This is a genomic window from Pseudomonas sp. H2_A10 (assembly GCF_054680085.1).
This window is the reverse complement of the sequence record NZ_CP162821.1, coordinates 5068627-5081480: the sequence shown is the minus strand read 5'-3', so window position 1 is coordinate 5081480 and position 12854 is coordinate 5068627. Positions and strand designations below refer to the sequence as shown.

The window sequence follows — 12854 nt, the reverse complement described above, 5'->3', positions numbered from 1 at the left end:
AAGGCGAGGGTGGTCAGGCGTGGTTGGCGAGGAAGGTCAGCAGGGCTTCGTTGACGAAGTCCGGGTTTTCCCGTGCGCTGATATGCCCGGCGTCTGGAATCAATGTCAGGGTACAGCCGATCAGTTCGGCCATTTCCTCGGACTCGTGCGGGGGGCGCGGCTTGTCCTGCTCGCCGCACATCACCAATGTGGTGTCGCGGTCCAGGCTCGGCAGTTGCTTGAGTACATCCTCGCGACTGAAGATCAGGCGGCCCAATGGCACGATACTGTCCAGCAGGCGTTCCCGTGGGAAGCCTTGCAGCGACGAGCGAAAATCCTGATACAGCGCCGACTCGCGGTCTATACCCGGGCGAAAGAAGATGGGGGCAATCACATCCAGCAACGGCTCAGGAATGGCGCCGGCGTCTTCGATCATCTTGAACAGCGAGAAGTAGTATTGGCGCGTGGCTTCGGGTTCGGCCCCGAGGTGGGTGTCCATCAGCACCAGGCTGTTGATGCGCTCGGGCGCCAAGAATGCGAGACGCGCGCCCCACATGCCCCCCACCGAAAGGCCAACCAGGTTGATTTGCGCGATGTCCAACTGATCCAGCAGCGCCAGGGCCTGGCGCGCAAGGTCGTCGAGGGAGTGGGTGTGCGTGGGCAGCGGGCCCGATTCGCCATGCCCCCACAGCTCGGGAACGATGACGCGGTACTGTTGCGACAGGGCCTCGATCTGCGGTGCCCACATATGGCGGTCCCACAGGTAGCTTGACCCCAGCAGGACCACGGGGCCTGTGCCCTGGTCGATATAGTGCAGCGGTTGTCCATCAATCACGGCGACAGGCATGGCACGACCTCTAACTTCACGGAGTGAGGGGCATGTTTTTACGCGAGTCTTGGGCATGGGGATAGGTGCAAAGTGATGGCATCTCGTGGTGAGCAGGGCTCACCACGAGGGGAGGCTTGGTCAGTCGTAGATGACTTTCTTTTTCCACTCGGCGTCGGCCTCGACCTCTTTCATGCCCTCGGTCAATTCGCTGGCTTCTTCTATCGTCTGTTGGCTGTTGGCCAGCACGGTAGCGTTGGTACGCGCCAGTTGGGCTTCCAGCTGCTGCAGCTGCGCGCTATAGAGCACAGGCTCCGGTTGCTTGCGCAGGTATTGCGCGCCGCGCTCGAAGGCCAGGCGCGCCTGGCCCGGCTGACCCTGCTGCAAGGCGTGCTGGCCGAGGTTATTGAAGAACTCGATGTGCAGCAGCACCAGGATATGGCGAATTTCCTTGATCCAGTGCTTGGCTTCGTTTGCCGGCAGGAAACCGTCCTGGGCGGCGCGAGTGACCTGGCCATGCAGGGCTTCGAGCAAAAAGCGTACGTCCTTGGCCTTGGCTTCGGTCTGGATCGGCGTGGGTGGGTTGTTTACCGGAATGGACTCGCCCTGGGCCACCAGCGCGCTCAACTCGGTGATGCGCGCCTTGTGAGCTGCGCTGGTCTTGTTGAGGTTTAACAGGCGCTGGTTGACGTTGAGCTCCAGGCGGGTCAACAACAGTTTGAGCGCCGGGGTCATGAATTGGCCAGGGAACGTCTCGGTGATTTCACCGCAACGACGCATGCGATCGTTGAGCTCGATCACGGTGCGTTGTTTTTCCAGCTTGTTGTTTTCCACCACGTGGTTCATGTAGCCAATGGCGATCAGTATTGCGATCCCGGCTATTACCAGCAGGGTGATCATGAGTGGTGTCACCGGTGTGACCTCTTTATAGGGTTTACAGTGGAGTGTAGTGACTGGGCCAGCTATCGGATAGGACTGATCGACCAATTGCCCAGGTAGTTTCTTCTATATAGGTACGCGCTCCCTGCATGGATGCACATTGCCATCATTTGCTTGAGCGAACTATAACGTCTTGTCGTGCGCCAGAATATAGGCGCCAAGGCCTGGACGGGCAGAATGCCCATGAAAGCCTGCAAACGCAGGCGAAGTCATTGATTTTAATAAATTTATCCTTGGGGGTTGACGATCTACCAATCCATCCATAGAATGCGCGCCACTTAAAGCGTAAAGCACACAGCAAAACGCGTTGAGTAGTGAATGTTGTACGTGTGTCCCCTTCGTCTAGTGGCCTAGGACACCGCCCTTTCACGGCGGTAACAGGGGTTCGAGTCCCCTAGGGGACGCCATATGCGGGAATAGCTCAGTTGGTAGAGCACGACCTTGCCAAGGTCGGGGTCGCGAGTTCGAGTCTCGTTTCCCGCTCCAATTTTTAAGCAGTGTTGCCTTTGGGCGGCATTGAGTGAAACCAGGGCCACGTCTTCGGGCGAAGCCTCTGGGCACTGAGATACACACCATGTGTTTCAGTAGCGTGTCCCCTTCGTCTAGTGGCCTAGGACACCGCCCTTTCACGGCGGTAACAGGGGTTCGAGTCCCCTAGGGGACGCCATTTGCGGGAATAGCTCAGTTGGTAGAGCACGACCTTGCCAAGGTCGGGGTCGCGAGTTCGAGTCTCGTTTCCCGCTCCAAATTTTAAGCAGTGTTGCCTTTGGGCGACATTGAGTGAAACCAGGGCCGCGTCTTCGGGCGAGGCCTCTGGGCACTGAGATACACACCATGTGTTTCAGTAGCGTGTCCCCTTCGTCTAGTGGCCTAGGACACCGCCCTTTCACGGCGGTAACAGGGGTTCGAGTCCCCTAGGGGACGCCATTTGCGGGAATAGCTCAGTTGGTAGAGCACGACCTTGCCAAGGTCGGGGTCGCGAGTTCGAGTCTCGTTTCCCGCTCCATATTCAACAAAAACGCCGATCAGTGATGATCGGCGTTTTTGTTTGTGCTTGATTTATAAAGACCTCGTCGTCAGAGCTTGGGCATTTGCCCGATTCGCCCCATCATCTCGGTCACGTTCTGCAAATCCAGGAGGAACTGGTCGACTGTTTTGAATTCACCGTTGGTGTGGCCGGTATATTTGGTATCGAGTCTGGCAAGGCCGAATTGCACGCCGTTGGGCAGGTCATGGACCGATGTAGCGGCTGCGGACGCGCCGAATTTGGGCTCCATGCCAAGGTTCTCGGTGGCCACGGCCAGCAATGCTTTGACCCATTCACCCTCGGGGTTGCGGTGCATCGGCTCGGCAATCGAGCAATCGATGGTCATCGCCACCCCGGTCTGTTGGCTCCAGGCTTGCAGCTTTTCATCGATATCGGTTTTGAGTACTTCTGTGGCCCTGCCCTTCGGCACTCGCAGATTGACCGTCACGGTGAAAGCTCTTTCGTCCATACCGATATAGGTCAAGGAGGTGGTCAGTGGCCCCATGAATGTATCGGTAAAGCCAATCCCCAGTTTGTTGCCCAGATAATCCAGGCCCCAGTTGTCGGTGGCGTAGCGCGCTGCGTCAGTGATGTGGTTGCGCTTGAGGGCGATTTTTCCCGCCAACTCGTGGATCAGGCCCAATATCCTGGCGACGGGGTTTACACCTGACTCGGGTTCCGAGGAATGGGCCGCAACCCCCGTAACCGTTAGCTTGACGTCCTTGCCGACGACCTCGGCGGTCACCTCGAAGTCGCCGCCATTGCCCTTGGCATAGTCGGCGCCAGTCTTTTGCAGGACGGCCGCCAATTGTGCCGGGTTGTCATCGGCAAAAGTCGCGACGGCCGTCCGCGGGATCTGGTTCGCGGCAAGTCCTCCCGTCACGGAGGTGATTTCGGCGCCCTTGCCCTGTGCGTCGCGCCGGGGGAAATGGGTAACTAGCGTGCCGTAGCCCTTCTCGGCGATCACCACGGGATAGCCGCCATCGAGTGCGATGTTGTAGTTGGGGGTTGGGTTGCGTGAAAAGTAGTAGGCGATCGCATCGCCGGCGATCTCCTCGGTGGTATCCACCAGTAGTTTGAAACTGCGTACCTGCGGCAGTTGTTCTTCCTTGATGACTTTCATTGCATATAGCGCCACGACGATCCCGTTTTTGTCATCCTCCGTGCCTCGGCCATACAGGCGGTTACCTACCTGAGTAACCTGGAATGGATCGAGGCGTGTGCCGTCTTCAAGCACCCAGTCCTCTGGATTGGCTGGTACCACGTCGGCATGCGCATGGATTCCCACGACCTCGTTGCCGCTATCGCCCAAGGATATTTCATATACGCGGTTGTCGACGTTGCGAAATGTCAGGTTGAACGATCGGGCAATGCGTTCGAGGGTGTAGGCGAACCGAAGGAACTCGGGATTTTCATGCTGAGCGACGCCTTCCACGCGGAAGGTTGGGATGGCCACCAGTTCACCCAGGGTATCGATGGCTGCATCACGGTATTTGAGTCGTGCATACAAGCCAAGCAGTCGATGAAGCTGGTTTTGCTGCTCGTTGGTAAGGTCCTTGGCATCGAGGAAGGCATTGATTGCCGGTGCGAGTGTTTGGCTGACGGCGAGGCTGCTGGTGCCCAGGCGTCTCAGGAACTCACGAAAATCGGTGAACGATGTCTCACTGAAAGTCGAGAGAATGACTGAACTCTGCTGCTGGGTAATGTTGGCGTATGTGGGCAGGGAGAATGTTGAAAGGCTGCCGGCGAGCGCAGTGGCGGCGAGCAGTGCTTTGAGTGGGTTGTTCATTATTATGGCACTCCTATCTGCGTAGGTAGTTGGAGAGGCCTGTCGAAACTAGCACCCAATGCCATGGAAAGTGGTGTCGAACAGCAGCCTGAAAGACTCATAGGGGCTGAGGTCGAGCAAAACAGGAGGTTTCCTACGCATGTTCTGCCCAGACAAGAACGCCGCTCTGAGGGGGAGCGGCGTTTTCATATGGGTGAGAGCAGAGGTTTCAGAGTTTCGGCAACTGCCCCACACGCCCCATCATTTCCGTGACGATCTGCAGGTCCAGCAAGAACTGCTCGACCGTCTTGAACTCATTGTCGGTATGCCCGGTGTACTTCACCTCCGGCCGCGCCAGGCCGAATTGCACGCCGTTCGGCAGCTCATGCACCGAGGTTGCGCCGGCCGAGGTGCCGAACCTGTGTTCCATGCCCAGGTTTTCACTGGCTACCGCGAGCAAGGCCTTCACCCATTCACCTTCCGGGTTGCGGAACATCGGCTCGGCGACCGAGTAAGTGAAGTTCACGTTGACCTTGGTCTGCTTGTCCCAGGCGCTCAGCTTCTCGGCGATCTGGGCCTTGAGTTTCTCCGGGGACTTGCCCTTCGGCACCCGCAGGTTCACCGCCAGCTTGAAAGTGTTGTCATCCAGGCCGACAAAGGTCAGTGAGGTGGTCAATGGCCCCATGAATTCATCGGAGAAACCCACGCCCAATTTACCGCCCAGATAATCCAGGCCCCAGTTATCGGACGCATACCGCGCAGCGTCGGTGATGTGGTTGTGCTTGAGGGCGATCTTGCCGTCGACGCTGTGGATCAGCTCCAGCATGCGCGCCACCGGGTTGATACCGGATTCCGGCTCGGAGGAGTGGGCCGACACACCGGTGACGGTCAGTTTGACGTCCTTGCCGTCGACCTTGGCGGTGACCTCGAAGTCGCCCCCGTTGCGCTTGGCGTATTCGGTGCCGGCCGTTTGCAGGCTGGCCGCCAATTGCGCAGGCGTGTCGCTGATAAAGGTGGCGACCGAGGCCGACGGAATCTGGTTGGTCGCCATGCCGCCCGTCATTGCGACGATTTCTGCACCTTTGCCTTCGCCCGTGCGACGCGGGAACGTGGCCATGACGGTGCCATACCCCTTCTCGGCAATCACCACCGGGTAGCCGCCATCCAGCGCCAGGTTGTATTGCGGTGTGGGGTTGTGTTCAAAGTAATAAGGGATCGCGTCGCCGGAGGTCTCCTCGGTGGTGTCCACCAGCAGCTTGAAGTTGCGCGCCAGCGGCAGCTTTTCTTCTTTGATCACCTTCATCGCGTACATCGCTACCACGATGCCGTTCTTGTCGTCCTCGGTGCCGCGACCGTACATGCGGTCGCCGATCAACGTGACCTTGAACGGGTCGAGTTTGGTGCCGTCCTTGAGCACCCAGTTTTCCGGCGTCACCGGCACTACGTCGGCGTGTGCGTGAATGCCGACCACTTCGTCGCCGCTGCCTCCCAGCGAGATTTCGTACACGCGGTTATCGACGTTGCGGAAGTCCAGGTTGAAGGTCTTGGCCAGGGCCTGGATCTTGTCGGCGATCTTGAGGAACTCCGGGTTTTGGTATTGCGGCACGCCGTCCACATTGAACGTCGGAATTTCCACCAGCTCGCGCAGGGTTTCCAGGGCTGCCTTGCCGTATTTCACCCGCGTATAAATGCCCAGCAGGCGGTTGATCTCGTTTTGCTGGTCGGCGCTCAAGGTTTGGTTATCGAGGAAGGCGCCGATCGCCGGGCCCACGTCATCGGTTTTGCCCAGGTCGCCCTTGGCCAGGGTGCCGAGGAAACCACGAAAATCGGTGACGGACGTTTCGTTGAACTGTTTGAGAATCGCCGTACTTTGTGACGGCGTGATATTAGCGAAGGCGGGCGAGGTCACTAACGAAAGGCCAGCCGCGAACAGGGTGGCCGCCGCCAATTGCTTGAGTGGAAAGTGCATTGTTGAAAGCATTCCTTTGCAAGGTGGGAGTAGGGCGTTTCTGATCGATCTGTCAGAAACATTTCTACACACTACCACTACTCGGGTGGCCATGGTCAAGGCTGGCCAGGGTATGGCCACACCCCTCAATCGAGGGTGTAACGCACCGACAGTGCGCCCTTTTTCTCTGATAAGGCCAGGATCGTCACTTGGCCCAATTCGCTGAGCGTTTGCACGTGGGTACCGCCGCAGGCATAGACGGGCAATTCACCGAAGCCCACTTCACGGGTGCCGTCTTCCAGGGCCGTATGGCGTGGGAAGTCCGCCGCGATCCATTGGTTGACTTGCTGTTGAATCACTTCGGCATTCATCGCTTGAGCGGCCTCGCCGCGGATAAAGGTGATTTTGCCTTCACCTGGCCAGTGGTGCGCCTTGATCGGCTTCCAGCCCAGGGTTTCACCAGCGTTGCCGATCAAGTGCCCGGCCGAATGCAGGCGGCTATGCAGGGCGCGGCGTTGTGCATCGACGCGCACGGTGATTGGCCCGGGCGCCACGGGTTGGTCGAGGTAATGCACCACGCAATCGGCCTCAAGGGCCACGCGCAGTACGTTGCTTTCGCCGAGCTGGCCGGTGTCGAAGGGCTGGCCGCCGCCCTGCGGGTGAAAAATCGTCGACCGCAGGATCACCGCAAACTGGCCCTCGCGGGGTATGCAACTGATCACTTCAAGTTCGGCGGTCAGGTGGTCATGGGTGAAAAACAGGCGCTCGGTCATTTCTACATCCGCATCAGGGTTCTGTGGGCAGTATAAATAGTGCGCCGATGAGTGATAATCCGCGCAATTATCAATGGACCTATGCGTCATGAGCATCAATCTTCCTTTGCCGCTACTGGGCGAAATGGCAATTTTCGTCAAAGTGGTGGAAACCGGCAGCTTCTCCGAAGCGGCGCGACAGTTGAGCGTTTCGCCGTCGGCGGTGAGCCGCAGTATTTCGCGCCTGGAGAAGGCCCTGGCCACGCGCTTGCTGCAACGCACCACGCGCAAATTGCGCCTGAGCGAAGGCGGTGAAGAAGTCTTCAAGCGCTGCAAGGAGATGGTCAGTGCGGCGCGCTCGGTAATGGAGGTCAGTGGCCAGTTCACTCATGAAGCCGAGGGCCTGGTGCGGGTCAGCGTGCCCAAGGCGGTGGGGCGGTTTGTGGTGCATCCGCATATGCCGGCGTTCCTGCGGCGCTATCCCAAGGTGGATGTGCAGTTAATCCTAGAAGACCGGCATGTGGACCTGATCGACGATAACGTCGACCTGAGCATCCGCATTACCGACAGCCCGCCGCCGGGGCTGGTGGGGCGACAGTTGTTGCCGATCGAGCATTTGCTCTGCGCGACGCCGCACTATCTGGCCGAACACGGCACGCCGGCGCATCCCCATGATTTGCTGCAGCACAGTTGCATTTACCTTGGCGAAACCCCGGCTGACTCACGCTGGAAATTTCGTCAGGGCGGCAAGGCCGTCACCGTCGGCGTGCGCGGGCGCTATGTGGCGAATCACACCGGCGTGCGGCTGGATGCGGTGTTGCAGCATGTGGGTATCGCTAGCCTGCCGTACTTTACGGCGCGTCATGCGCTGGAGGAGGGGCGATTGGTCCAGGTGTTGCCAGGGTGGGATTTTATTGCGTCCTACCATGGCGACGCATGGTTGCTGCATTCGCCCACGCGCTACCTGCCGCCGAAGTTGCGGGTGTTTATCGACTATCTGGTGGAGTGCATGGCGAAGGAGCCGACATTGCGTCGACGGTAGAAACGCAATGGAAATGTGTGCGGGCGTGCTCGCACACAGACTGGAATTCAGCATTCTCCAGATCAGTGCTTGCTCTGATCCTGGGGCATCGCCATCAACTGCTTTTCCTGGTTCCAATCGAACGGTTCGTCGTTCTGTTCGGCTTCATAGCGACGCTCTTCCAGGGCCTGGTACAGGTCCAGTTCTTCGTCGGGCATAAAGTGCAGGCAATCGCCGCCAAAGAACCACAGCAGGTCGCGCGGCACCAGGTGGGCAATTTGCGGGTAGCGCAGGATGACCTGGCTCATCAGGTCTTGGCCCAGGTACTGGCTCTCGATCGGGTCGATGGGCAGCAGAGCGCGCAATTCGTCAAAGCGCTCCAGGAACAGGGTGTGGCTTTCCTCGGGCACCTGTTCGGCTTCGCCGACGGCAACCAGGATGCTGCGCAGGTGGTCGAGCAAGACGAGATGATCGGCAACGACGTTGGACACGAGATAAGTCCTCTAAAGCAAAAACGGGCGCGAGAGTATATAGCTCAAGCGCCCGTATTTATATGACCGCTCGACTCAGCGGGTTTTGCCCTCTGCCTGGCTCAGTTCTTCCTTGCTGAAATCATCCACGTCGATCACCTTGCGTCGCGCCGCTTCGGCGTCACGCAGGGCCTGCGCTTCGGCCGGTTGCAGCACGCCGGCGTGCAGCGCGGCGTCAATGGCATGCTCGCCGGCGGCCGGTTTGACCTGGCCGCTTTTCAGCGCGGTGTGGAGTTTTTTCTGCAGCGGATGGCTGGCGCCGAGCAGATCGTAAGCCTGTTGCAGCGCGCCTACCGGATCGTCCGCCGATTGCGGGCGGTAGCAGCCGGCCAGCAATTCTTCCAGGGTCGGGTCGCCTTTGGCGCGGCCGATCACCGCAGCCACTTGGGCATCCAGTGCATCCGACGGCCCGGTGTGGCGACGGCCGAACGGGAACACGATCACCCGCAGCAGGCAGCCGAGCACCTTGTTCGGGAAGTTGCTCAGCAGTTCATCCAGTGCGCGTTCCGATTCGCCAAGGCTTTCTTCCATGGCCCAGGCAAACAGCGGTTCCAGATGGTCGGGCGAATCCAGGTCGTAATAACGCTTGAGCGCCGCCGACGCCAGGTACATGTGGCTCAGCACATCGCCCAAGCGTGCCGACAGGCGTTCGCGGCGTTTCAGCTCGCCGCCCAGCAGCATCATGCTCAAGTCGGCGAGCAGGGCGAACGCGGCGGCCTGGCGATTGAGTGCACGGAAATAGCCTTGGCTCAAGCGGTTGCCGGGGGCTTTCTCGAAATGCCCAACGCCGAGATTCAGTACCAGGGTGCTGGCAGCGTTGCCCACGGCAAAACCAATATGCTGCATCAGCAGGCCATCGAACTCTTTCAGCGCCTGGTCGTGGTCTTCACGACCGGCCAGGGCCATTTCCTTGAGCACGAACGGATGGCAGCGGATGGCGCCCTGGCCGAAGATCATCAGGTTGCGCGAGAGGATATTCGCGCCTTCCACCGTGATGAAAATGGGCGCGCCTTGCCAGCTGCGGCCCAGGTAGTTGTTCGGGCCCATGATGATGCCCTTGCCGCCGTGCACGTCCATGGCGTGGCTGATGCACTCGCGGCCGCGCTCGGTGAGGTGGTATTTGAGGATCGCCGACAGCACTGAGGGTTTCTCGCCCAGGTCGACGGCGTTGGCGGTGAGCATGCGGGCGCTGTCCATCAGCCAGGCGTTACCGCCGATACGCGCCAGGGCTTCCTGGATTCCTTCGAAAGCCGACAGCGGCACATTGAACTGCTCGCGCACCTGAGCATATTGGCCGGTCACCAGGCTGGTGAACTTGGCCGCGCCGGTGCCGACCGCCGGCAGGGAAATTGAACGGCCTACCGACAGGCAATTCATCAGCATCATCCAGCCCTTGCCGAGCATTTCCTGGCCGCCGATGAGGTAGTCCAGGGGGATGAACACATCCTTGCCGGAGTTGGGGCCGTTCATGAAGGCGGCGCCGAGCGGCAGGTGGCGACGGCCGATTTCCACGCCAGGGGTATCGGTAGGAATCAACGCGAGGCTGATGCCCAGGTCTTCTTCTTCACCCAGCAGGTGGTCCGGGTCATAGGCCTTGAAGGCGAGCCCGAGCAAGGTCGCGACCGGGCCGAGGGTGATGTAGCGTTTTTCCCAGTTCAGGCGCAGGCCCAGGGTTTCCTGGCCTTCCCATTCACCTTTGCAGATCACGCCGGTGTCGGGCATGGCGCCTGCGTCGGAGCCCGCCAGCGGGCCGGTGAGGGCGAAACACGGGATGTCGTCGCCACGCGCAAGGCGCGGCAGGTAGTGGTTGCGTTGCTCATCGGTGCCGTAATGCAGCAACAGTTCGGCCGGGCCGAGGGAGTTGGGCACCATCACAGTGGACGCCAGGTCGCCGCTGCGTGTGGCCAGCTTCATCGCGACCTGGGAGTGGGCGTAGGCGGAGAAGCCCTTGCCGCCGTATTCCTTGGGGATGATCAGGGCAAAGAAACCGTGGGTCTTGATGTGCTCCCAGGCGGCGGGCGGCAGGTCCATGGCCTGGCCGATTTCCCAGTCGCTGACCATGGCGCAGAGTTCTTCGGTGGGGCCGTCGATGAAGGCCTGTTCTTCTTCGGTCAATCGGGCCTTGGGGTAGGCCAGCAATTTGTCCCAGTCGGGGCGACCGCTGAACAGCTCGCCGTCCCACCACACGGTGCCGGCGTCGATGGCGTCGCGCTCGGTTTCGGACATCGGCGGCAGGACTTTCTGAAACCAACTGAACAGTGGTTTGGTGAAGTATTGGCGGCGCAGGTCGGGCAGCAACAAGGGCGCGGCGACGATGGCGATCAACACCCAGAAGATCAGCAGCAGCCAACCCGGTGCATGGCTCCAGGCCCCCATCGCCAACAAGTAAACGGCAACCACGCCCAAGGCGGGCAGGGGCGCCGTGCGGCGGTGCGCCAGGTAAGCAACGCCGACCACCAGAACCAGTATCCACAACAACAGCATATTCAATCCTCCGTGAACCAGGGCGAAACCACCAAGGAGCTTAGTCGGCATCCTAGAAAGCGCGGTGGTCGGGGTGTAACGAGTTGTACGGGAGGCAACGATCAGCAGGCGCCGACATTTGGCCGAATCGTCGTTATCTCTGCGGCAGGCCGGTCGTTAGACTTCAGGCTTCCTTTGGAGATAAAGCTCATGGAAACGTACCTGAGTCCCAGCCGCTTCATCGATAGTGACCACCCTGCGGTGGTGGAGTTCGCCGAAAAAAACCGCGGAACCCATGCGAATTTACGTGACCAGGCAGTCAGTCTCTATCTCGCCGTACGCGAGGCTGTGCGCTACAACCCCTACACCTTCAGCCGCGACCCCGGCACGTTGAACGCCAGCTTCGCCCTGGCTACCCGCGAGAGCTACTGTGTGCCCAAGGCCACCTTGCTCGCCGCCTGCGCCCGCCATTGCGGTATCCCCGCGCGCATCGGCCTGGCGGATGTGCGTAATCACCTGTCGACCCCGCGTCTGCTCGCGTTGCTCAAGAGTGATGTGTTCGCCATGCACGGTTACACCGAGCTGTACCTGGACGGTGGCTGGGTCAAGGCCACGCCGGCGTTCAATCAGCAATTGTGTGAGCTATTCGATGTGCCGCCGCTGGAATTCGATGGGGTTAACGACAGCGTGTTCCATGCGTTCAATCGCCAAGGCCAGCGTTCGATGGAGTACGTGCTGGACCATGGGCAATTTGCCGATGTGCCCGAAGAAATGTTCTTCGCCCATATTGAGAAATGTTACCCGCACCTGTTTGCCGAACACATGCCGAGCCTGCTGGGCGACTTGCAGAGCGATTTAAGCCGTGGGTGAACCGGCGTATGCTGCTGCGTTCATCAAGCCATGTTCACCACAATAAGGCGCGGTCATGCTGAAGATCTGGGGTCGTAAAAATTCATCCAATGTCAGGAAAGCACTGTGGTGCGCCGAGGAGCTCGGCCTGGACTATGAGGCAATTGATGCGGGCGGGGCTTTTGGTGTGGTCGATACCCCGCAGTACCGGGCGCTGAACCCCAATGGCCGGGTGCCGATGATTCAGGACGGCGACTTTGCGTTGTGGGAGTCCAACACCATTGTGCGTTACCTCTGCGCCAAGCACGCGTCGGCGTTTTACCCAAGCGACCTGCAAGCCCGTGCCAATGCCGAAAAGTGGATGGACTGGACCACCTCGACCCTGGCCGAGCCCTTCAAGATCGTGTTCTGGGGGGTATTGCGTACCCCCGCAGAAAAACAGGACTGGCACGCCATCCACGCAGGACGCCAAGCCTGCATTGATGCGCTCCAGACGGTCGAGCAGGCCCTCGCCGGGCAGCCTTACCTGTCCGGCGACGCTTTCGGCATGGGGGACATCCCCTTGGGCTGTTTCATTTATGCCTGGTTCGAAATGCCCATCGAACGTCCTGCAATGCCCCATCTAGAGGCCTGGTACCAACGCCTGCAGCAGCGGCCGGCGTATCGCAAAGCGGTCATGACCGTGTTGACTTAATACTGACTATTAATACAGGTGACTGTACTTGTGCGACGCGGGCACGCACCATGCTCGC

General features: G+C 59.8%; 10 protein-coding genes and 6 tRNA genes. 9 read left to right on the top strand and 7 right to left on the bottom strand.

The genetic code is table 11. The features are described from left to right. Positions 1–13 precede the first annotated feature (13 nt). Together AB4O23_RS23570 and AB4O23_RS23565 are read right to left on the bottom strand one after the other, a co-directional pair. Complete coding sequence (locus tag AB4O23_RS23570) at positions 14–826, bottom strand: alpha/beta fold hydrolase (protein WP_137220342.1); 813 nt, start codon at positions 824–826, stop codon at positions 14–16. 120 nt (positions 827–946) lie between these two features. Beyond that, the gene (locus tag AB4O23_RS23565) at positions 947–1717 is read right to left on the bottom strand and encodes a hypothetical protein (RefSeq protein ID WP_026067464.1); all 771 of its coding nucleotides are present in this window, start codon (positions 1715–1717) and stop codon (positions 947–949) included. A 358-nt stretch (positions 1718–2075) separates the two neighbouring features. On the opposite strand from AB4O23_RS23565, the gene AB4O23_RS23560 reads away from it, so the two are divergent. The 6 genes from AB4O23_RS23560 (at position 2076) to AB4O23_RS23535 (ending at position 2750) form a co-directional block, all read left to right on the top strand. Further along, a tRNA-Glu gene (locus AB4O23_RS23560) sits at positions 2076–2151 on the top strand. Between the two features lie 3 nt (positions 2152–2154). Next, a tRNA-Gly gene (locus AB4O23_RS23555) sits at positions 2155–2230 on the top strand. Between the two features lie 105 nt (positions 2231–2335). After that, positions 2336–2411: transfer RNA gene (locus AB4O23_RS23550), tRNA-Glu, on the top strand. Between the two features lie 3 nt (positions 2412–2414). Continuing rightward, positions 2415–2490: transfer RNA gene (locus AB4O23_RS23545), tRNA-Gly, on the top strand. Between the two features lie 105 nt (positions 2491–2595). Next, positions 2596–2671 (top strand) — tRNA-Glu (locus AB4O23_RS23540). A gap of 3 nt (positions 2672–2674) precedes the next feature. Then, positions 2675–2750: transfer RNA gene (locus tag AB4O23_RS23535), tRNA-Gly, on the top strand. A gap of 70 nt (positions 2751–2820) precedes the next feature. Here AB4O23_RS23535 and AB4O23_RS23530 read toward each other — a convergent pair. The 3 genes from AB4O23_RS23530 to AB4O23_RS23520 form a co-directional block, all read right to left on the bottom strand. Then, entirely contained in the window at positions 2821–4560 is a 1740-nt protein-coding gene (locus AB4O23_RS23530) for a dipeptidase (RefSeq protein ID WP_017529776.1), read from the bottom strand. A 208-nt stretch (positions 4561–4768) separates the two neighbouring features. Continuing rightward, on the bottom strand, positions 4769–6508 hold the full coding sequence (locus tag AB4O23_RS23525; RefSeq protein WP_068932421.1) for a dipeptidase: 1740 nt from the start codon (positions 6506–6508) through the stop codon (positions 4769–4771). Positions 6509–6633: 125 nt separating this feature from the next. Beyond that, positions 6634–7260: an alanyl-tRNA editing protein gene (locus tag AB4O23_RS23520; RefSeq protein ID WP_017529778.1), complete on the bottom strand. Its 627-nt coding sequence runs from the start codon at positions 7258–7260 to the stop codon at positions 6634–6636. 88 nt (positions 7261–7348) lie between these two features. Here AB4O23_RS23520 and AB4O23_RS23515 point away from each other — a divergent pair, with 88 nt between their 5' ends. Further along, on the top strand, positions 7349–8281 hold the full coding sequence (locus AB4O23_RS23515; RefSeq protein ID WP_065876923.1) for a LysR family transcriptional regulator: 933 nt from the start codon (positions 7349–7351) through the stop codon (positions 8279–8281). 62 nt (positions 8282–8343) lie between these two features. Here AB4O23_RS23515 and AB4O23_RS23510 read toward each other — a convergent pair whose 3' ends face one another. Next, positions 8344–8751, bottom strand: coding sequence for a PA2817 family protein (locus AB4O23_RS23510; RefSeq protein WP_065876924.1), 408 nt, complete (start codon positions 8749–8751; stop codon positions 8344–8346). A 75-nt stretch (positions 8752–8826) separates the two neighbouring features. Beyond that, positions 8827–11274 (bottom strand): acyl-CoA dehydrogenase, encoded by a 2448-nt coding sequence (locus AB4O23_RS23505; RefSeq protein WP_065876925.1) that lies wholly within the window; start codon positions 11272–11274, stop codon positions 8827–8829. A 189-nt stretch (positions 11275–11463) separates the two neighbouring features. Between AB4O23_RS23505 and AB4O23_RS23500 the strand changes: the two genes are divergently transcribed. Both AB4O23_RS23500 and AB4O23_RS23495 read left to right on the top strand, forming a co-directional pair. Beyond that, positions 11464–12123: a transglutaminase-like domain-containing protein gene (locus AB4O23_RS23500; protein WP_068932418.1), complete on the top strand. Its 660-nt coding sequence runs from the start codon at positions 11464–11466 to the stop codon at positions 12121–12123. 55 nt (positions 12124–12178) lie between these two features. Next, positions 12179–12796 carry a glutathione S-transferase family protein gene (locus tag AB4O23_RS23495; protein ID WP_017529783.1) on the top strand — a complete coding sequence of 206 codons (618 nt, stop codon included), beginning with the start codon at positions 12179–12181 and terminating at the stop codon, positions 12794–12796. The last annotated feature ends 58 nt before the right edge of the window (positions 12797–12854 follow it).

Excerpts from the sequence above, each read along its gene's own strand:
- AB4O23_RS23530 (WP_017529776.1), bottom strand. The coding sequence starts at position 4,560 with ATGAACAACCCACTCAAAGCACTGCTCGCCGCCACTGCGCTCGCCGGC.
- AB4O23_RS23495 (WP_017529783.1), top strand. The coding sequence starts at position 12,179 with ATGCTGAAGATCTGGGGTCGTAAAAATTCATCCAATGTCAGGAAAGCA.
- AB4O23_RS23520 (WP_017529778.1), bottom strand. The coding sequence starts at position 7,260 with ATGACCGAGCGCCTGTTTTTCACCCATGACCACCTGACCGCCGAACTT.
- AB4O23_RS23500 (WP_068932418.1), top strand. The coding sequence starts at position 11,464 with ATGGAAACGTACCTGAGTCCCAGCCGCTTCATCGATAGTGACCACCCT.
- AB4O23_RS23570 (WP_137220342.1), bottom strand. The coding sequence starts at position 826 with ATGCCTGTCGCCGTGATTGATGGACAACCGCTGCACTATATCGACCAG.
- AB4O23_RS23525 (WP_068932421.1), bottom strand. The coding sequence starts at position 6,508 with ATGCACTTTCCACTCAAGCAATTGGCGGCGGCCACCCTGTTCGCGGCT.
- AB4O23_RS23505 (WP_065876925.1), bottom strand. The coding sequence starts at position 11,274 with ATGCTGTTGTTGTGGATACTGGTTCTGGTGGTCGGCGTTGCTTACCTG.
- AB4O23_RS23515 (WP_065876923.1), top strand. The coding sequence starts at position 7,349 with ATGAGCATCAATCTTCCTTTGCCGCTACTGGGCGAAATGGCAATTTTC.